General features: G+C 69.1%; 19 protein-coding genes. 11 read left to right on the forward strand and 8 right to left on the reverse strand.

The window, feature by feature from the left end:
- The 3 genes from VLG41_RS12745 to VLG41_RS12755 form a co-directional block, all read right to left on the reverse strand.
- On the reverse strand, positions 1-168 hold a 168-nt coding region (locus VLG41_RS12745; protein WP_414652494.1), incomplete at its 3' end, for an ABC transporter permease subunit.
- 1 nt (position 169) lies between these two features.
- Positions 170-979, reverse strand: coding sequence for an ABC transporter ATP-binding protein (locus tag VLG41_RS12750; RefSeq protein WP_325349778.1), 810 nt, complete (start codon positions 977-979; stop codon positions 170-172).
- Positions 980-1,074: 95 nt separating this feature from the next.
- On the reverse strand, positions 1,075-3,021 hold the full coding sequence (locus VLG41_RS12755; protein ID WP_325349779.1) for an AMP-dependent synthetase/ligase: 1,947 nt from the start codon (positions 3,019-3,021) through the stop codon (positions 1,075-1,077).
- Between the two features lie 137 nt (positions 3,022-3,158).
- On the opposite strand from VLG41_RS12755, the gene VLG41_RS12760 reads away from it, so the two are divergent.
- From VLG41_RS12760 to VLG41_RS12785, 6 genes are all read left to right on the forward strand, one after another.
- On the forward strand, positions 3,159-3,875 hold the full coding sequence (locus tag VLG41_RS12760; RefSeq protein WP_325349780.1) for a Crp/Fnr family transcriptional regulator: 717 nt from the start codon (positions 3,159-3,161) through the stop codon (positions 3,873-3,875).
- A gap of 106 nt (positions 3,876-3,981) precedes the next feature.
- Positions 3,982-4,386: a hypothetical protein gene (locus tag VLG41_RS12765; protein WP_325349781.1), complete on the forward strand. Its 405-nt coding sequence runs from the start codon at positions 3,982-3,984 to the stop codon at positions 4,384-4,386.
- A 72-nt stretch (positions 4,387-4,458) separates the two neighbouring features.
- A complete protein-coding gene (locus tag VLG41_RS12770) occupies positions 4,459-5,667 on the forward strand; it encodes a pseudouridine synthase (protein WP_325349782.1) in 1,209 nt (402 codons plus the stop codon).
- A gap of 52 nt (positions 5,668-5,719) precedes the next feature.
- Positions 5,720-6,973: an alpha/beta hydrolase gene (locus tag VLG41_RS12775; protein ID WP_325349783.1), complete on the forward strand. Its 1,254-nt coding sequence runs from the start codon at positions 5,720-5,722 to the stop codon at positions 6,971-6,973.
- A gap of 93 nt (positions 6,974-7,066) precedes the next feature.
- Positions 7,067-8,929 carry a molecular chaperone HtpG gene (htpG, locus tag VLG41_RS12780; RefSeq protein WP_325349784.1) on the forward strand — a complete coding sequence of 621 codons (1,863 nt, stop codon included), beginning with the start codon at positions 7,067-7,069 and terminating at the stop codon, positions 8,927-8,929.
- Positions 8,930-9,006: 77 nt separating this feature from the next.
- Positions 9,007-9,327 carry a hypothetical protein gene (locus tag VLG41_RS12785; protein WP_325349785.1) on the forward strand — a complete coding sequence of 107 codons (321 nt, stop codon included), beginning with the start codon at positions 9,007-9,009 and terminating at the stop codon, positions 9,325-9,327.
- Positions 9,328-9,401: 74 nt separating this feature from the next.
- Here VLG41_RS12785 and VLG41_RS12790 read toward each other — a convergent pair whose 3' ends face one another.
- The 3 genes from VLG41_RS12790 to VLG41_RS12800 all read right to left on the reverse strand — a co-directional run bounded on the left by VLG41_RS12790 (position 9,402) and on the right by VLG41_RS12800 (position 11,539).
- A complete protein-coding gene (locus VLG41_RS12790; protein WP_325349786.1) occupies positions 9,402-9,830 on the reverse strand; it encodes an organic hydroperoxide resistance protein in 429 nt (142 codons plus the stop codon).
- Between the two features lie 63 nt (positions 9,831-9,893).
- Positions 9,894-10,346, reverse strand: coding sequence for a MarR family transcriptional regulator (locus tag VLG41_RS12795; RefSeq protein WP_325349787.1), 453 nt, complete (start codon positions 10,344-10,346; stop codon positions 9,894-9,896).
- Between the two features lie 158 nt (positions 10,347-10,504).
- Positions 10,505-11,539, reverse strand: a complete 1,035-nt coding sequence (locus VLG41_RS12800; protein ID WP_325349788.1) for a serine/threonine protein kinase — start codon at positions 11,537-11,539, stop codon at positions 10,505-10,507.
- A 46-nt stretch (positions 11,540-11,585) separates the two neighbouring features.
- Here VLG41_RS12800 and VLG41_RS12805 point away from each other — a divergent pair, with 46 nt between their 5' ends.
- The 4 genes from VLG41_RS12805 to VLG41_RS12820 all read left to right on the forward strand — a co-directional run bounded on the left by VLG41_RS12805 (position 11,586) and on the right by VLG41_RS12820 (position 15,444).
- A complete protein-coding gene (locus VLG41_RS12805; protein ID WP_325349789.1) occupies positions 11,586-12,470 on the forward strand; it encodes an SAM-dependent methyltransferase in 885 nt (294 codons plus the stop codon).
- Between the two features lie 133 nt (positions 12,471-12,603).
- Positions 12,604-13,794 (forward strand): cation:proton antiporter, encoded by a 1,191-nt coding sequence (locus tag VLG41_RS12810; RefSeq protein WP_325349790.1) that lies wholly within the window; start codon positions 12,604-12,606, stop codon positions 13,792-13,794.
- A gap of 11 nt (positions 13,795-13,805) precedes the next feature.
- Positions 13,806-14,930 (forward strand): YbdK family carboxylate-amine ligase, encoded by a 1,125-nt coding sequence (locus tag VLG41_RS12815; protein ID WP_325349791.1) that lies wholly within the window; start codon positions 13,806-13,808, stop codon positions 14,928-14,930.
- A gap of 256 nt (positions 14,931-15,186) precedes the next feature.
- Positions 15,187-15,444, forward strand: a complete 258-nt coding sequence (locus VLG41_RS12820) for a hypothetical protein (RefSeq protein WP_009517055.1) — start codon at positions 15,187-15,189, stop codon at positions 15,442-15,444.
- A gap of 26 nt (positions 15,445-15,470) precedes the next feature.
- Here the strand turns inward: VLG41_RS12820 and VLG41_RS12825 are convergent, their stop codons facing one another.
- Positions 15,471-16,301: an ABC transporter permease gene (locus VLG41_RS12825; RefSeq protein WP_325349792.1), complete on the reverse strand. Its 831-nt coding sequence runs from the start codon at positions 16,299-16,301 to the stop codon at positions 15,471-15,473.
- On the reverse strand, positions 16,298-17,242 hold the full coding sequence (locus tag VLG41_RS12830; RefSeq protein WP_414652493.1) for an ATP-binding cassette domain-containing protein: 945 nt from the start codon (positions 17,240-17,242) through the stop codon (positions 16,298-16,300). Before VLG41_RS12830 ends, VLG41_RS12825 begins: the two co-directional genes overlap by 4 nt.
- 51 nt (positions 17,243-17,293) lie before the next feature.
- Here VLG41_RS12830 and asd point away from each other — a divergent pair, with 51 nt between their 5' ends.
- Positions 17,294-18,145 (forward strand): archaetidylserine decarboxylase, encoded by an 852-nt coding sequence (gene asd / locus VLG41_RS12835; protein WP_325349794.1) that lies wholly within the window; start codon positions 17,294-17,296, stop codon positions 18,143-18,145.
- The last annotated feature ends 16 nt before the right edge of the window (positions 18,146-18,161 follow it).

Genomic DNA, 18,161 nt, shown 5'->3' on the forward strand with positions numbered 1-18,161 from the left:
CCATTCGGAAAAGCGCGCCATCGCGAGCGCCGCGAACAGCACCATCGCGCCCTGGGCGAAGTTGAAGACGCCCGACGCCTTGAAGATCAGCACGAAGCCGAGCGCGACGAGCGAGTACAGCATGCCCACCATCAGGCCGCCGAACAGGGTCTCGAGGAAGAAGCCCATGTCAGTGCGCCACGCCGAGATAGGCCCGGATCACGTTCTCGTCGCGGCGCACCTCATCGGGCGTGCCGTCGCCGATCTTGCGGCCGTAGTCGAGCACCACGACGCGGTCGGAGATGTCCATCACCACGCCCATGTCGTGCTCGATCAGCACGATGGTGGTGCCGAACTCGTCGTTCACATCGAGGATGAAGCGGCTCATGTCCTGCTTTTCTTCGAGGTTCATGCCCGCCATGGGCTCGTCCAGCAGCAGCACCTGCGGCTCCATGGCCAGGGCGCGGCCCAGGTCCACGCGCTTCTGCAGGCCGTAGGGCAGGGTGCCCACGGGCGTCTTGCGGTAGGCCTGGATCTCCAGGAAGTCGATGATCTGCTCCACGAACGCGCGGTGCTGCTCTTCTTCCTGCTGCGCCTTGCCCAGCCACTTCAGGCCGGCGAAGGGGTGGCGGAAGGCTTGCGCGAGCAGGCCGCTTTTCACGCGCAGGTTGCGTCCGGTCATGAGGTTGTCGATGACGCTCATGCCCTTGAACAGCGCCAGGTTCTGGAAGGTGCGCGCGATGCCCATCTCCGCCACCTGGCGGCTGTTCATGTGCTTGAAGGTCTGGCCGCGAAAGCTGATGGCGCCTTCCTGCGGCTGGTACACCCCGTTGATGCAGTTGAGCATGGAGCTCTTGCCCGCGCCGTTGGGGCCGATGATGGCGCGGACCTCATGCTCGCGCACGTTGAAGCTGATGTCGGTGAGCGCCTTGACGCCGCCGAAGCGCAAGCTGATGTTCTTCACGTCGAGGATGACGTCGCCGATCTTCTTGCCGTGCATGGCAACTCCCGTTCGCCCTGAGCTTGTCGAGGGGCTCTGGCGTTGTTGGCTTGAAGGGGCTTCGATGTGCTCGGCCCGAGCGGTGGCCACGGCGCTCATGCGGCGGCCCTCACCGGCGCGAAGGTCTTCGCGTCGCGGATCTGCAGGGTGGCGCTGACCGAGCCGGTGCGCCCGTCCTCGAACTTGACCTGGGTCTCGATGAACTGCTCGCGCTTGTCCGCGTACAGGGCGTCGATCAGTACCTGGTACTTCTCGCCGATGAAGCCGCGGCGCACCTTGTTCGTGCGCGTGAGCTCGCCGTCGTCGGCGTCCAGCTCCTTGTGCAGCACCAGGAAGCGGCTGATCTGGCTGCCCGCCAGACGCTCGTCGCGGCTGAGATCGGCATTGACCTGCTCCACGCACTGCTGGATGAGTTCATAGACCTCGGGCTTGCCCGCGAGGTCCGTGTAGCCGGCGTAGGGCAGGTTGCGCCGTTCGGCCCAGTTGCCCACGGCGTCGAAGTCGATGTTGACCATCACGCACACGCGCTCGCGGCCGTCGCCATAGGCCACGGCCTCCTTGATGTGCGAGAAGAACTTGAGCTTGTTCTCCACGTACTTGGGCGCGAACATGGCGCCGTCGTGCGCGCCGCCCTTCAGGCGCCCCACGTCCTTGACGCGGTCGATGATCTTCAGGTGGCCGCCGGCGTCGATGAAGCCGGCGTCGCTGGTGTGGTACCAGCCGTCCGCGTCCAGCACCTCGGCCGTGGCCTGCGGGTTCTTGTAGTACTCCTTGAGCAGTCCGCGCGAGCGCACCAGGATCTCGCCGCTCTCACTGAGTTTGATCTCCACGCCCTCGCAGGGCACGCCCACGGTGTCGGCGCGGGCTTCGTGGTCGGGCTGCAGGCACACGAACACCGCCGTCTCGGTGGAGCCGTAGAGCTGCTTCAGGTTGATGCCGATGCTGCGGTAGAAGCTGAAGAGGTCGGGGCCGATGGCCTCGCCCGCGGTGTAGGCCACGCGCACGCGGCTCATGCCCAGGTTGTTGCGCAGCGGGCCGTAGACGAACCAGTCGCCCAGGCGGTACTTCAGTCGATCGAGCGCGCCCACGGGCTTGCCGTCCATGAGGTCGGGGCCGACGCGGCGCGCCAGCGCCATGAAGGCATGGAACATGCGCCGCTTGAGGGCGCCCGCGTCTTCCATGCGGATCATCACGCTGGTGAGCAGGCTCTCGAACACGCGCGGCGGCGCGAAGTAGTAGGTCGGGCCCACTTCCTTCATGTCGATGCTGACGGTGCCGCTGCTCTCGGGGCAGTTGACCACGTAGCCGGTGACCAGCCACTGGGCGTAGGAGAAGATGTTCTGGCCCACCCAGGCCGGCGGCAGGTAGGCCAGCACCTCGTCGTTCGGGCCCAGCTTGTCGAAGCGCGCGCCGGCCTCGGCGCGGTCGAGCAGGGTGCGGTGCAGGTGCACCACGCCCTTGGGGTTGCCGGTGGTGCCGCTGGTGAAGAACATGGCGGCCACGTCCTCGGGGCTGCCCCGCTCCACGCTGTCGTCGAAGAAGCCGGAGTGGGCGCGATCGAAGGCCTGGCCGGCCTCGGCCAGCGCGTCCAGGCTCTGCAGGCCGGGCTGGTCGTAGTTGCGCAGGCCGCGCGGGTCGTCGTACCAGATGCGCGCCAGCTGGGGGCACTGAGCGCGGATCTCCAGCATCTTGTCCACCTGCTCCTGGTCTTCCACCACGCACAGCCGGACCTCGGCGTTGTTGATGGGGAAGACGCATTCGCCGGCCACCGCGTCCTGGTACAGCGGCACCGCGATGGCGCCCAGCGATTGCGCCGCCAGCATCGTGGCGTACAGGCGGGGCCGGTTGGCGCCGATCACCACCAGGTGCTCGCCGCGCTGCAGGCCGGCCTCATGCAGCCCGCAGGCCAGTGCCCGCACCAGCGCGAGCATCTCGCCCCAGCTCGTGGTCTGCCAGATGCCATAGGCCTTCTCCCGCATCGCGGGGGCCTCGGGCCGCTGCTTCGCGTGGTCCCGCAGCAAGCGCGGAAAGGTGGTCTGCATGCCGTCGTCTCCTCTGCGCCCCGTCGCCTGTGGAGGCGGTGGCGGGGGTGGTGTATGGGGCGCATGGTAGGCCGAGGTTTGACGCCATGTTGTCTGTGTGACGACAATTGCGGGTCAACCCTGCTAGGACTTTCCCCATGTTCCCTGCCCGCCGCAGCGCCATTCGCGAACGCGCCCGACGCCCCACCGATGCCGAGCTGGCGGGCATTCCCTGGCTGCCCGCCCTGGTGGGCGAGGCGCGCGAGCGCGCGCTGGACGCGCTGCAGGTGGGCGAGGCGGAGGTGGGCGACTACGTGTGCCGTTTCGGGCGCCCGGTCACCTTCTGGTTCGGCCTGGTCGACGGCCTGCTGAAGATGACCAACGACGACTCCAGCGGCCCGGCCATCACCTTCACCGGTGTGGCGCCAGGGGGCTGGTTCGGCGAGGGCACGGTGCTCAAGCACGAGCAGTACCGCTACAACATCCAGGCCCTGCGCAAGAGCCTGATCGCGGGCCTGCCGGTGGACACCTTCGACTGGCTGCTGGACCACTCCATCGGCTTCAACCGCTTCGTGATGCACCAGCTCAACGAGCGCCTGGGCCAGTTCATCGCCGCGCGCGAGGTGGACCGCCTCACCAGCCCCGACCTGCGGGTGGCGCGCAACCTGGCGGCGCTGTTCCACCCGCTGCTCTCGCCCAACGTGGGCGGCGTGCTGCGCATCACGCAGCAGGAACTGGCCTACCTGGTGGGCTTGTCGCGCCAGCGCGTGAACGAGGCCCTGCGCACCCTGCAGGCCAGGGGCTGGATCCGCATCGAGTACGGTGGCCTGCGCGTGCTGGACCTGCAGGCCCTGCGCTCGGGCGAACTCGGGTGAGCGGCCGCTGCGCCATCCTCCTACACGTCGCCAGCCGCCTTTCCTACGCGCAATGCCTGCGCGCCGGGAAGAATGGGAGGCCTCCCAACACCTTTGGAGGCACACCATGCACATGAACATCAAGGCCGCCACGGCCATCGCCCTTTGCGCCGCATCCGCATTCGCCATGGCCCAGTCCATGACCAAGGCCGAGTACGACGCGGCGAAAGAGCGCATCGAGATGAACCACAAGAACGCCAAGAACGCGTGCGACGCGATGAAGGACAACGCCAAGGACGTCTGCCAGGAAGAAGCCAAGGGCAAGGAGCGCGTCGAGAAGGCGGAACTGGAGAACCAGTACAAGCCCACGGCGAGCAACGCCCGCAAGGTGCAGGAGGCGAAAGCCGACACCACCTACGACCTCGCCAAGGAGAAGTGCGAGGACCAGGCGGGCGACGCCCAGAAGGTATGCAAGGCCGACGCCAAGGCCGAGCACGACCGCGCCATCAAGGCCGCCAAAGGCAAGGGCTGATCGGGGCCCCTGCCGACGAAGCCGCCCCTCGGGGCGGCTTTTTGCCGTCTCGGGACAGGGGACAATCGCGCCATGGCATCCGACCCCGACAAACGCACGCTCAGCCTCAAACCCGCGGCGCCCAAGCCCCCCACCGACCCGCGCGCCCCGCGCCGCCCGCCCGTGCGACCGCGCGGCCCGGCGCGCGCGCGCCCGCTGAGCTCGGCCGAGCGCCCCGAGCTGCCGGTTCAGCCCGCCGCGACCGCGCGGGCGCCCCAGGCCCCGGCCGCCGCGCCCGAGGCGCTGCGGCCACCGCGCCCGACAGGCCCTCGCGCGCCATCGCCGCGTCCGGCGTCGTCCAGCGCGCCCTCGCAGCGCCCGCCTTCGCAGCGCCCGCCCTCGCAGCGCCCGCCTTCGCAGCGCCCGCCTTCGCAGCGCTCACAGGCACCGCGCCCGCCAGCGCAACGCCCACCAGCGCAACGCCCACCAGCGCCACCAGCGGCGGACGAAGCCTCCGCTCCGCGCGAAGGCACACGCCTCAACAAGCGCCTGGCCGAGCTGGGGCTGTGCTCGCGGCGCGAGGCCGACGAATGGATCGCCCGCGGCTGGGTGCTGGTGGACGGGCAGGTGGCCCACATGGGCCAGCCGGTCCTGCCCGACGCGCAGATCAAGGTGCTGCCCCAGGCCACGAGCGCGCAGGACGAGCGCGCCACCTTCCTGCTGCACAAACCCGTGGGCTATGTGAGCGGCCAGCCGGAAGACGGCCACGAAGCCGCCGTGGTGTTGCTGCAGCCCGGCAAGCGCTGGAAGGAGGACCGCAGCCCGCGCCGCTTCTCGCCCGCGCAGTTCAAGGGCCTGGCGCCCGCCGGCCGCCTGGACATCGACTCCACCGGCCTGCTCGTGCTCACGCAGGACGGGCGCGTGGCGCGCGCCCTGATCGGCGAGGACAGCGGCGTGGAGAAGGAGTACCTGGTGCGCGTGGTGTGGGCGCCCAACGGGCCACAGGGGCCGGGCGTGGTGGAGCAGGACGTGCAGGCCGTGGTGCCGGCCGACTGCCTCGCGCAGTTGCGGCACGGGCTCTCGCTGGACGGCGAGCCGCTCAAGCCCGCCCAGGTGGAATGGCTCAACCCCGAGCAGCTGCGATTCGTCCTCACGGAGGGCAAGAAGCGGCAGATCCGCCGCATGTGCGAGGCCGTGGGCCTGCACGTGGTGGGCTTGAAGCGCGTGCGCATCGGCGGCGTGCGATTGGGCCATCTGCCCCAAGGACAGTGGCGCTACCTCTTGCCCGACGAGGTGTTCTGACGCCGCCGGTCCGCCGGCCGCGGGACGGCGCGGCGCCTGTCCACAATGGGGCATGGCTGCATCCCCACCCGAGCGACCCCGACGTCACCTGAAGCCGGATGACCTTCGCGCCGCCGCGCAACTGGCCACGCAGGCCACGCTCGGCGTGATCGGCATCACCGAGGGGGTGCACCAGGCCGTGCGCCGGCGCGTCGGCCTCTCGGCGGGCGACGCGCCCGAGCGCGCCGGGGGTCTCACGGGGCGCGTGTACCGCGCCATCCGCGGGGTCGCGCAGGGTCTGGGGGCGGGCGTCGACGGCGTGTTGCAGGCCGTGTTGCCTTTGCTTGACGATCCTGCGCGCGCCGGGGCTGGCGATTCGCCCGCGCGCGAAGCCGTGGTGGCGGCGCTCAATGGCGTGCTCGGGGACCGCCTGGCGGCCATGGGCAATGCGCTGGCCCAACCCATGGAAATGCGCCGGGCCGAGCGCGTGTTGCCGCTGAGCCGGGCCGATCGCTTTCAAGACGCCCTGGGGCCGTGCAGACCCCATGTGCTGCTGATGGTGCACGGCCTGTGCATGAACGACACGCAGTGGCGGCGCAACGGGCACGACCACACGGACGTGCTGAGCGAGGCCTTGCAGGCCACGCCCGTGCGCCTGCGCTACAACAGCGGCCTGCGCATCGCGGCCAACGGCCGCGAACTGGCGCAGATGCTGGAGCGCCTGATGGACCACTGGCCCGTGCCGCCGCAGGGCATCACGGTGGTGGGGCACAGCATGGGCGGGCTGCTGGCCCGCAGCGCCTGGCACGAAGGACGCCGCGCGCAGCACCGCTGGCCTGCCCTGGTGAAGCACCTGGTGTTCCTGGGTACGCCACACCACGGCGCACCGCTGGAGCGGGCGGGGCATGGCGCGGACCTGCTGCTCGCCTCGTCACCCTATTCGGCACCGCTGGCGCGGCTGGGCCGGCTGCGCAGCGCGGGCATCACCGATCTGCGGTACGGCCACCTGCGGCACCCGGACGAGGGGCGCATCGATGCGCCGCTGCCGCTGCCTGAGGGCGTGGCCTGCTTTGGCGTGGCGGCCTGCCTGGCGCCTCGCCGTGGCCTGCTGGCCGAGCGCCTGGTGGGCGATGGCCTGGTGCCGCTGCGCAGCGCCCTGGGGGAGCACGACGAGCCCGCGCGCCGCCTGGTGTTTGCGCGCGGTAACCTGCGCGTGGTGCACCGCACGGGGCACCTGGACCTGTTGTCCAGCCCGGAGGTGGCCGCCCAGCTCAGGCAATGGCTGGCCGCCGCACCGCCCGCATCGCCAGTGGCGTCGGGGGCTTGAAATGCCGGGGCGCCACCCCCAGTTGTGCCGCGGCTTGCGCGGCGGCCGGAGCCGGCGGCCCGTGTTCCACTGTGTCTTTCATCATTCCCAGCCATGAGCAAACAGACCCATTCCTTCCAGGCCGAGGTGGCCCAGCTGCTGCACCTGGTCACGCATTCGCTGTACTCCAACCCCGACATCTTCCTGCGCGAGCTGGTCTCCAACGCCTCGGACGCCTGCGACAAGCTGCGCTTCGAGGCGCTGAACAACGCAGCCCTGTACGAGGACGCGCCCGAGTTGGAGGTGCGCATCGCCTTCGACAAGGACGCGCGCACCCTCACCATCACCGACAACGGCATCGGCATGAGCGCGCAGGAGGCGATCGATCACCTGGGCACCATCGCCAAGAGCGGCACGCGCGACTTCATGAGCCGGCTCACCGGCGACCAGAAATCCGACGCCCAGCTCATCGGCCAGTTCGGCGTGGGCTTCTACTCGGGCTTCATCGTGGCCGACCGCATCGTGGTGGAAAGCCGCCGCGCGGGCCTGCCGGCCAGCGAGGGCGTGCGATGGACCAGCGGCGGCAGCGGCGACTTCGAGGTCGAGGCCATCGAGCGCCCCGCGCGCGGCACCAGCGTCATCCTGCACCTGCGCGAGGACAAGACCGAGTACCTCAGCCACTGGAAGCTCAAGTCCATCGTCGGCAAGTACAGCGATCACATCAGCCTGCCGATCCGCATGCAGGAAGAGGAGTGGGACGCCGAGAAGAGCGAGCACCGGCTCAAGAACGAATGGACCACCATCAACTCGGCCAACGCGCTGTGGGCGCGGCCCAAGAAGGACATCACGGACGAGCAGTACGTCGAGTTCTACAAGAACCTGAGCTACGACACCGAGGCCCCGCTGAGCTGGAGCCACAACCGCGTGGAAGGCAGCACCGAGTACACGCAGCTCCTGTACGTCCCGGCCAAGGCCCCGCAGGACCTGTGGAACCGCGACCGCAAGGCCGGCATCAAGCTCTACGTGCGCCGCGTCTTCATCATGGACGAGGCCGAAGCCCTCATGCCCGCCTACCTGCGCTGGGTCAAGGGCGTGGTCGATTCGAGCGACCTGCCGCTCAACGTGAGCCGCGAGCTGCTGCAGGAAAGCCGCGACGTGAAGGCCATCCGCGAAGGCAATACGCGCCGCGTGCTGGCCATGCTCGATGAGCTGAGCAAGGACGGCGAGAAGTACGCCGCCTTCTACGCCCAATTCGGCTCCGTGCTCAAGGAAGGCCTGGGCGAGGACTTCGCCAACCGCGAGAAGCTGGCCAAGCTGCTGCGCTTTGCCAGCAGCACGCAGGCCGAGCCCAGCGCCCTGGCCGACTACAAGTCGCGCATGAAGGAAGGCCAGAAGGCCATCTACTACATCACCGCCGACACCCTCGCCGCCGCACGCAACAGCCCACAGCTGGAGGTGTTCCGCCAGAAGGGCATCGAGGTGCTGCTGATGGCCGACCGCGTGGACGAGTGGGCGCTGTCCTTCCTGCCCGAGTTCGACGGCACGCCGCTGCAAAGCGTGGCCAAGGGCGCGGTGGACCTGGGCGACCTGCAGGACGAGGCCGAGAAGAAGGCCGCGGAGGAAGCGGCCGAAGGCTTCAAGCCTGTGCTGGAGCGCTTGAAGGAAGCGCTCAAGGACCGGGTGAAGGACGTGCGCGCGAGTTCGCGCCTGGTGGATTCGCCGGCCTGCCTGGTGGTGGAGGACGGCGACTATTCCATGCAATTGGCGCGCCTGCTCAAGCAGGCGGGCCAGCAGGCGCCCGAGGTCAAGCCCATCCTGGAGGTGAACGCCAGCCATCCGCTGGTGAAGAAGCTCGAGGGCAGCGAGCGCTTCGAGGACCTGGCCCACGTGCTGTTCGACCAGGCCTTGCTCGCCGAGGGCGGCTTGCCGGAAGACCCGGCGGCCTACGTGCGCCGCGTCAACGCGCTGCTGGTGTGACAAATGGTCACCTGGGTGGGGCACTTTCAACGCAGCAATCGGCTCACAATCGAATGCCCTTGCCCAGAAAGCCCTTCATGACCCACCGCCTTCCGCGTTCGCTCGCCGCCCTGTCGCTTGTCGCCCTTCTGGGCGGGTGTGCGAGCGTGGGCGTGGGCTTCGGCATCCCGGTGGGCCCGGTGTCCATCGGCGTGGGCGCCAGCAACCACGGCGTGAGCCTGGGCGTGGGCACGGGTGTCGGCCCGGTGGGCGTTGGGGTTGGCGTGGACCAGGGCGGCCGCGTGAACGCGGGCGTGGGCGTGGGCACCAGCACCGAAATCGGCAACAGCGGGGTGCGCGCGGGTGTCGGTGTGGGCACCGGCACCACCATCTACGACCCGAACAAGCCGAACCGCTGAACGCCTTGTCGACGCCCCAAAGAAAAAACCCGCCGGATCCCGGCGGGTTTTTTTCATGGGCGCTGCAAGGGCTTTCAGGCGATGGTCAGCGTCACGGGGATGTTGCCGCGCGTTGCGTTGGAGTACGGGCAGACCTGGTGCGCGGTGTGCACGAGGTCTTCGACCACGGCGCGGTCCATGCCGGGCAGGTGGATGGTCATGCGCACGGCGATGCCGAAGCCCTGGGGGATCGGGCCGATGTCCACTTCCGCGTCGATGGCGGCGTCGGCCGGCACGGCGATCTTCTTCATGCCCGCCACGTGCTTCATGGCGCCCATGAAACAGGCCGAGTAACCCGAGGCGAAGAGCTGCTCGGGGTTGGTGCCGGTGCCGGCGCCGCCCATGGCCTTGGGCGGCGTGAGCTTGACTTCCAGCAGGCCGTCGTCGGTGCGCGAGCTGCCTTCGCGGCCGCCGGTGGTGCGGGCGCGGGCGGTGTAGACGACTTTGTCGAGGGGGGTGGGCATGGTGGTTTCTCCTGGTTGGGTGCTGGTGACAGCGGATGGAACGGACGGGAACGGGGAAAGGGGTCAGGCACTGAGCCGGTCGCGCAACTGGCGCACCTCGTGCGTGAGGGCGATGGCTTCCTGCACGGTGCATTGCGTGGCCTGCAGCACGCACGAGGGGATGCGCGCGGCGCGCGTTTTCAGGCGGCGGCCGGCGGCGGTGAGCCGCACCAGCACGCGGCGCTCGTCCTGCACGTCGCGCAGGCGCGTCACGAAGCCGATGGCTTCCAGGCGCTTGAGCAGCGGCGTGAGGGTGCCGGAGTCGAGGTACAGGCGCTCGCCCAGGGCCGAGACGGTGAGGCCGTCCTCTTCCCACAGCGCGAGCATGGCGAGGTACTGCGGGTAGGTCAGGCCGAGTTCGTCGAGCCAGGGCTTGTACAGCTTGGTCATGGCCAGCGAGGCCGAGTACAGCGCGAAACACAACTGGTGGTCGAGCTTGAGCAGGTCGCTGGAGGAAGGAGTGGGCGTCGATGCCATGGCTGGAGTGTGGGACGAAATTAAATTGTGTGCAATTGAATTGAGTAAAAGACAACTGCCGGAGCAGGGCCTTTCCGAGTCTTTGGCGCGCGGCTCGGCCGAGCTTAAGTGAACGCTTTGGTGTTCATCGCTGATGTTTGCATCAACGATGGGAGCTGTCAGGCGTGCAGCGGCTCGCGCTGCATGGCCTCGATCTGCTCGCGCAGCAGATCCACCTGGCCGCGCCAGTGGTCGCGCCCGCCGAACCAGGGAAAGTTGATCGGGAAAGCCGGGTCGTCCCAGCGGCGCGCGATCCAGGCGTTGTAGTGCACCAGGCGCAGGGTGCGCAGGGGCTCGATGAGCGCGAGTTCGCGCCGATCGAAGGGGCGGAACTGCTCGTAGCCGTCGAGCAGGGCCGACAGTTGCAGCGTCTGCTGGCGGCGCTCGCCCGACAGCAGCATCCACAGGTCCTGCACGGCCGGGCCCATGCGCGCGTCGTCCAGGTCCACGAAGTGCGGGCCCGCGCCGGGCAGGCCCTCGGGCGTCCATAGCACGTTGCCGGGGTGGCAGTCGCCGTGCAGCCGCAGGCGGGCGATGCCGTCGGGGTCGCTGTCGCCACCGGTGCACAGCACGGGGTGCGCCTCGATCAGCGTGAGGGCCTCGTCGAGCGTGGCGGACCATTCGCGCCGCATCTCGGGGGCGATCATCTCGTGCTCCAGCAGCCAGTCGCGCGGCTCGCGCGCGAAGCTGGCGGCGTCGAGCGCCGGCCGGTGCATGAAAGGGCGCGCCGCGCCCACGGTGTGCAGCCGCGCGAGGAAGCGGCCGATCCATTCGAGCACCTCGAGGTCGTCGAGCTCGGGCCGGCGCCCGCCGCGTCGCGGCCAGACGCCCCAGGCGAAGCCGGCGTGGTGGTGCAGGGTGGTGCCGCCAACGGCCAGCGGCGCCACGGCGGGCACCTCGGCCGCGGCCAGCTCGGCCGCGAAGGCGTGTTCCTCGGCAATCTGCGCGTCGCTCCAGCGGCCGGGCCGGTAGAACTTGAGCACGACCACCTCGTGGCCGTCCACCGCTTGCTCCAGGTGCGCCTGATAGACGCGGTTCTCGAAGCTGTTGAGCGTGGTCAGGCGGCCGTCGCCGCGCAGGCCGATGGTGTCGAGCGCGTCGAGCACGGCGTCGGGGGTGAGGGCGTCGAAGGGGTGCGGGGTGGACATGGTCATGCGCGATTGTCCGTGCCCGCGCGCGGGGCTCACCTATCATCGCCGCATGCCCTCCGCTTCCCGATCCGCCCCGCGGTCCAGGCCCGCCCAGGACCTTCACGCCCAACTGCCCGAGCTGCGCGCGGACCAGTCGATCGATCTGCTCAAGGAGTTGCACATCCTGACCCGCGAGGGGCGCCTGAACCAGGACACGCGGCGCAAGCTCAAGCAGGTCTATCACCTGGTGCAGTTCATCGAGCCGCTGCTCGCGCAGGTGCTCGCCGACACGGGCGACGTGGTGCTGGCCGACCACGGCGCGGGCAAATCCTACCTGGGCTTCATCCTGTACGACCTGGTGCTCAAGCCGCGCGGGCTGGGCAGCGTGATCGGCGTGGAGGCACGCACCGAACTCGTGGAACGCTCACAGGCGCTCGCGCAGCGGCTGGGTTTCGAGCGCATGCGCTTCCTGGCCGCCACGGTACAGGAGGCCATGCAACACGCCGACCTGCCCGAGCGCATCGACGTGGTGACGGCGCTGCACGCCTGCGACACGGCCACCGACGACGCCATCGATTTCGCGCTGGCGCGCGGCGCGCGGCACGTGGTGCTGGTGCCCTGCTGCCAGGCCGAGGTGGCCGGCGTGATGCGCCAGCACAAGGCCTTCGCGCTCAGGCAGACGCCCCTGGCCGAGCTGTGGCGGCACCCGCTGCACACGCGCGAGTTCGGCAGCCAGATCACCAACGTGCTGCGCTGCCTGCGCCTGGAAGCGAGCGGTTACGACGTGACCGTTACAGAGCTCGTCGGATGGGAGCACTCGATGAAAAACGAGCTCATCCTGGCCCGTAGAATGGCCGACGATCGCCATGGCCAGCGCGAACGCGCCCGCCAGCGATTGCTGCAGGTGCTTGATCAGTTCGGCCTGCAAGCGATGCAGACCCGCTTCGCGGCCTGAGAGCCGCGATTCGCGGCGGCCCCACGGGCCGCCACTCCGATGAACCGATGGCCCCGCTTGGGGTCACGACGCCCGACGAAGACCGGCCCGCGCCGGTCATCGATCCGTCGGCGTCACCCAGGAGAGTCCTTTCGTGATTCCAACCGACATTGCCTTCCTGTTGCAGGCCATTGCCTGGCCTCTGGTGCTGCTGCTCGCCTGGTTCCTGGCCGAGATGCTCAGCGAGCGCTGGCACCTGCCGCGCGTGACGAGCTACGTCGCCGTGGGCCTGCTGGCCAGCCTGATCAACCTGCCCGGCCTCACGCCCGACATCGCGGGCCTGCCCTTCCTGGCCAACGTGGCGCTGGCGCTGGTGCTGTTCGAGCTGGGCTACCGCATCAACCTGCGCTGGTTCCGCCACAACTACTGGGTGCTGCTGCTGGGGGTGGTCGAGTCGCTGGTGACCTTCGGCGTGGTGTACTGGGCCACGGGCTGGTTCACGCTGCCCACCGACCAGCGGCTGATGATCGCGGCGGTGTCCATGGCGACCTCTCCCGCGGGCGTGCTGCGCGTGGCGCACGAGCTGCGCAGCTCCGGCCAGGCCACCGAGCGCGTGCTGCACCTGAGCGCCATCAACTGCTTCATGGCGGTGCTCACGCTCAAGCTCGTGGTGGGTTACTGGACGCTCTCGACATCGGGCGACTTCGCGCTCGCGGCCTTCGGCAGCATCCACGTGGTGGGCACGTCGATTGCCGTGGGGGCCGTGCTCGGCGTGGCGGTGCCCTGGCTGCTGCGCCTGCGCAACTCCCACGAGGACGGCGTGACCGTGGTGTTCGCGCTGGCCGTCATCCTGCTCACCACCGCCGCCTATGGCCTGAAGCTGTCGCCGCTGCTGGCGGCACTGACCTTCGGCATCGTCGCGCGTGAGCGGCGCGTGCACCTCACCAGCGCGCAGCGCGACTTCGGCACGGCGGGCGATCTGCTCTCGGTGTTCCTGTTCGTGTACATCGCCTCGCTGCTCACCTGGACGGACGTGCCCACCACCTTCCTCATGGGCATCGTTCTGATCCTGATGCGCACGGTCAGCAAGGTGGTCTGCAACGTGGCCGCGGCGCGCCGGTCGGGCATTTCCGAGCGCAAGGGCCTGCTCACGGGCCTGGCGCTCACGCCCATGTCGGCCTTCGCGATCCTGCTCATCGAGGAGACCCGCCTGTACGGCTTCGAGCCCGCGGTGCAGGTGCTCGCCGCCATGGCCGGCATGATGCTGTTGCAGGAACTGCTGGGCCCGGTCGTCACGCAGCGCGCCCTGATGGCCGCGCACGAGACCCACGTGACCAAGGAATAAGGAGCTGGCGCATGCCATTGGAAACCTTCAAGGCCTCCGACTCGCTGACCATGGGCGTGGAACTGGAGCTGCAACTCGTCAACAGCTACGACCACGACCTCTCCAGCAGCGCCAACGACTTGCTCGACCTGCTGGGGCGCAAGCCATTTCCGGGCGTCGTCACGCCCGAGATGACGCAGAGCATGATCGAGATCGCCACCGGCATCCACACCCAGCACGGAGAGCTGCTGCAACAACTGCAGCAGATCCGCGACACCCTGGTGGCCGCCGGCGATCGCCTCAACATCGAACTCGCGGGCGGTGGCACCCACCCCTTCCAGCGCTGGTTCGAGCAGCGCATCTTCTCCAAGCCGCGCTTTCACCAGCTCTCGGGCCTGTACGGCTACCTCGCCAAGCAGTTCACCGTGTTCGGTCAGCACGTGCACATCGGATGTGCCTCGCCCGACGAGGCGCTGTTCCTGCTGCACTCGCTCAACCGCTACGTGCCGCATTTCATCGCGCTGTCGGCGTCCTCACCGTTCTCGCAGGGGGTGGACACGCTGTTCGACTCGGCGCGCCTGAATTCGGTGTTTGCCTTCCCGCTAAGCGGACGCGCGCCCTTCGTGCTGAAGTGGGACGAGTTCGCCAACGTGTACTTCACCAAGATGGAGAGCACGGGCGTGGTCAAGTCCATGAAGGACTTCTACTGGGACATCCGGCCCAAGCCCGAGTACGGCACCATCGAACTGCGGGTGTGCGACACGCCGCTCACGGTGGAGCGCGCGGCAGCGCTGGCCTGCTACCTGCAGGCCCTGTGCCGCCACCTGCTGGAGCGCAGCGAGCCGCCGCCCGAGGAAGACGACTACCTCGTCTACACCTACAACCGCTTCCAGGCCTGCCGCTTCGGTCTGGACGGCATGATGGTCAACCCCAAGACGCGCGAGCAGATCAGCATCCGCGAAGACGTGCTGGCCACGCTGCGCGAACTCACGCCGCACGCGCTGGCGCTCAACAGCCTGGGGGCGCTCGACGAGATCGAGCGCACGGCCGCCCACGCGGGCAACCACGCCAGCTTCCTGCGCAACCGCTACAAGGACAGCCGCAGCGTGGAGGCGGTGGTGCGCGCCAGCGTGGAGGCGCTGCGGCACGGGCCGTGATGCTTCGTGCCGGGAGACCGTGACGTCCTGCAGGCGCGGGCGGCGGACCCGCTGCCGCTCGGAGGCCAGGGAAGACCGCTCAGGGCCTGCTCCGTGATTTGCATCACGGGCGAGCGGCTGGGGAATTCCCGACAGCTGTCGGGAAACTTCCTACACGCGGGATGGCAGGGCGCCGACTTAACGCCCCCGGAGGGCATCGATACAGTTTGTTTCCATCGACACACCCTCCGTCTCACCCGATCCCCGAAAGCCCGCCATGAACTCCTTCGCTAACCGCACCAACCCCTTCGTGATGATGCTGGACCCGGAAGCCGTGATCAACGCCATGGAGAGCAGCCAGCCGCTGCGCGGCCTGCGTGGCCGCGTCTGCCGCCCGCTGGACAAGCCGCTGATTCCCACGCTGTTCAACACCACCATCCGCGAGTTCGACGCCGCGATCGATGAAGAGGAGTTCATGGACAGCGGCATCGAGACCTACGCCGAGGCGCAGCCCGGCCTGAGCGCCGTTCACTGAGTTCCGGCCGCCGCGCCCGGCGGCTCTCAGCGCGCGAAGCGCTTGCGTGTCAGTGCCAGCGCCAGCCAGAAGGCGCCCACCGCATACACCGCCAGCACCGCCAGGTGCAGCGCCGCACCGGTGGGCCATTGGTCCAGGAACAGCGGCCGCACCAGTTGCACCGCGTGCGTCAGCGGCAGCAGATCGGAGAACAGCAGCACCGGCGCGGGCACCTGTTCGCGAGGGAAGAAGACGCCCGAGAGGAACATCATGGGCGTGATCACCAGGGTGAAGTAGTAGCTGAAGAAGTCGTAGCCCTTGGCCAGCGCGTTGAACACCAGCGCGATGCACGAGAAGGTGATGCCCACCAGGCCCAGGACGGGCCAGGCCACCAGCAGCTTGGGCGAGTGCGTGATGCCCAGGCCCAGCATCACCAGCAGGATCACCGTCACCGTGAACAGCGACTTGAAGCCGGCCCACAGCATCTCGGCCAGCACCACGTCGTCCAGCCGCACGGGCGCGTTCATGATGCCGTCCCAGGTCTTCTGCACGTGCATGCGCGAAAAAGCCGAGTACAGGGCCTCGAAGGTGGCCGCGTTCATCGCGCTCATGCAGATGCTGCCGCTGGCCAGGAACAGGATGTAGGGCACCGCCACCGATCCGCCACCGGCCGTGCCCATGCTCACCGTGCCCACCAGCGCGCCCAGGCCGTAACCGAAGGCCACCAGCCAGATGAGGGGTTCGGCGATGTTGGCCACCACGCTGGGCAGGGCGAGCTTGCGCCACACGAGCAGGTTGCGCAGGAAGACCGGCCACCAGCGCCCGGACAGGCGCGGCGGGGACCAGGGGTTGATGGGGGTGAGGGTGGTCGTGGTCATCCGTCTTCCCTGATTTGCCGGCCGGTGAGTTTCAGGAACAGGTCCTCGAGGTTGGCGGGCCGGTGCAGCGTGCGCAACTGGTGGTCATCGGCCAGCGCGGCCAGTAGCGGCTGCGCCTGCGAGGTGTAGAAGAACACGGTCTCGCCGCTGACTTCCACGCGCGCGGCCAGGGCGCGCAGCGGGGCGTGTTCCTCGCGCTGCGCGAGATCCAGCGCGCCCGGGCCGTACACCTCCACCACGTCGGGCTCCAGGTGCTCGGCGATCAGCGCGCGCGGGCGGCCTTCGGCGATCTTGCGGCCGTGGTCCAGCACCAGCAGGCGCGAGCACAGGCGCTCGGCCTCGTCCATGAAGTGCGTGGTGAGCAGGATGCTCTTGCCCTGCTGCAGCAGCACCTGCAGGCGCTCCCACATCAGGTGGCGGGCCTGCGGGTCCAGGCCGGTGGTGGGCTCGTCGAGCATGAGCAGGCGAGGGTCGTTCACCAGCGCGCGCGCCAGGCTCAGGCGGCGCTTCATGCCGCCGGACAGTTCGCCCGGCCGCGCCGTGGCCTTGTGCGTGAGCGCGGCGAACTCCAGCAGCTTGGGGATGCGCGGGCGGATGACCGCGTCCTTCAGGCCGAAGTAGCGGCCATAGACCAGCAGGTTCTCGGCGCAGTTGAAGTCCGGGTCCAGCGTGTCCATCTGCGCTACCACGCCCAGTTGCGCCTTGATGGCCATGGCGTCGCGCGGCATGTCCATGCCGAAGGCGTGGATGTGCCCCGCGTCGGGCGCGGTGAGGCCCAGGCACATGCGGATGGTGGTGGTCTTGCCGGCGCCGTTGGGACCGATCACGCCGAGGCATTCGCCGGGGTGGATGGCGAAGTCCACGCCGTTGACCACCGTGTTCTCGCCGTAGCGTTTGACCAGCCCGGCGGCTTCGAACAAGGGGGAGTTCATGCGAGCCATTGTGCCCATCTGGAAAACCCCCACGGGTTCCACTTTTACAATCCGCCACCCATGTCGCTGGCCGTCCAATTCCAATACCTCCTGCCCAAGCTGGCGCTCACGCGCTTCGCGGGGGCCTTCGCCCGCGCGCGCGCGGGTGCCCTCACGCAGTGGGCCATCCGCCGCTTCATCGCGCGTTACCAGGTGAACATGGCCGAGGCCGCGAACCCCGATCCCACGGCCTACGAGACCTTCAACGACTTCTTCACGCGCGCCCTCAAACCCGGCGCGCGCCCGCTGGCCGATTCGGCCTTCGTCTGTCCCGTGGACGGCGCGATCAGCCAGCTCGGCCGCATCGAGGGCGACCGCATCTTCCAGGCCAAGGGCCACGACTACGACACGCGCACCCTGCTGGGCGGCGATGCCGCGCTGGCGCAGGCGTTCCAGGGCGGCAGCTTCGCCACCGTCTACCTCAGCCCGCGCGACTACCACCGCATCCACATGCCCGCGGCGGCCACGCTGCGCCGCATGCTGCACGTGCCGGGGGATCTGTTTTCGGTGAACCCGGCCACGGCCGCGGGCGTGCCGGGGCTGTTCGCGCGCAACGAGCGCGTGGTGTGCGTGTTCGACATGCCCGTGGGCGATCGCATGGTGCCTTTCGCGCTGGTGCTGGTGGGCGCCACCATCGTGGGCAGCATGGCCACGGTGTGGCACGGCGTGGTGAACCCGCCGCGCCCCGGCACCGTGCGCGAGTGGCGCTACGACGACGCGCCCGTGCACCTGGAGAAGGGCGCCGAGATGGGCCGCTTCCTGCTCGGCTCCACCGTCGTGCTGCTGTGGCCGCCGGACACCATCGCCTTCCACCCCGACTGGGCCGCCGCGCGCGCCGTGCGCCTGGGCGAGGCCATGGGCGCGGCCCGCTGAATCTTTCTTTCGTCAG

The organism is Hydrogenophaga sp. (assembly GCF_035481345.1).
GTDB lineage: Bacteria > Pseudomonadota > Gammaproteobacteria > Burkholderiales > Burkholderiaceae_C > Hydrogenophaga.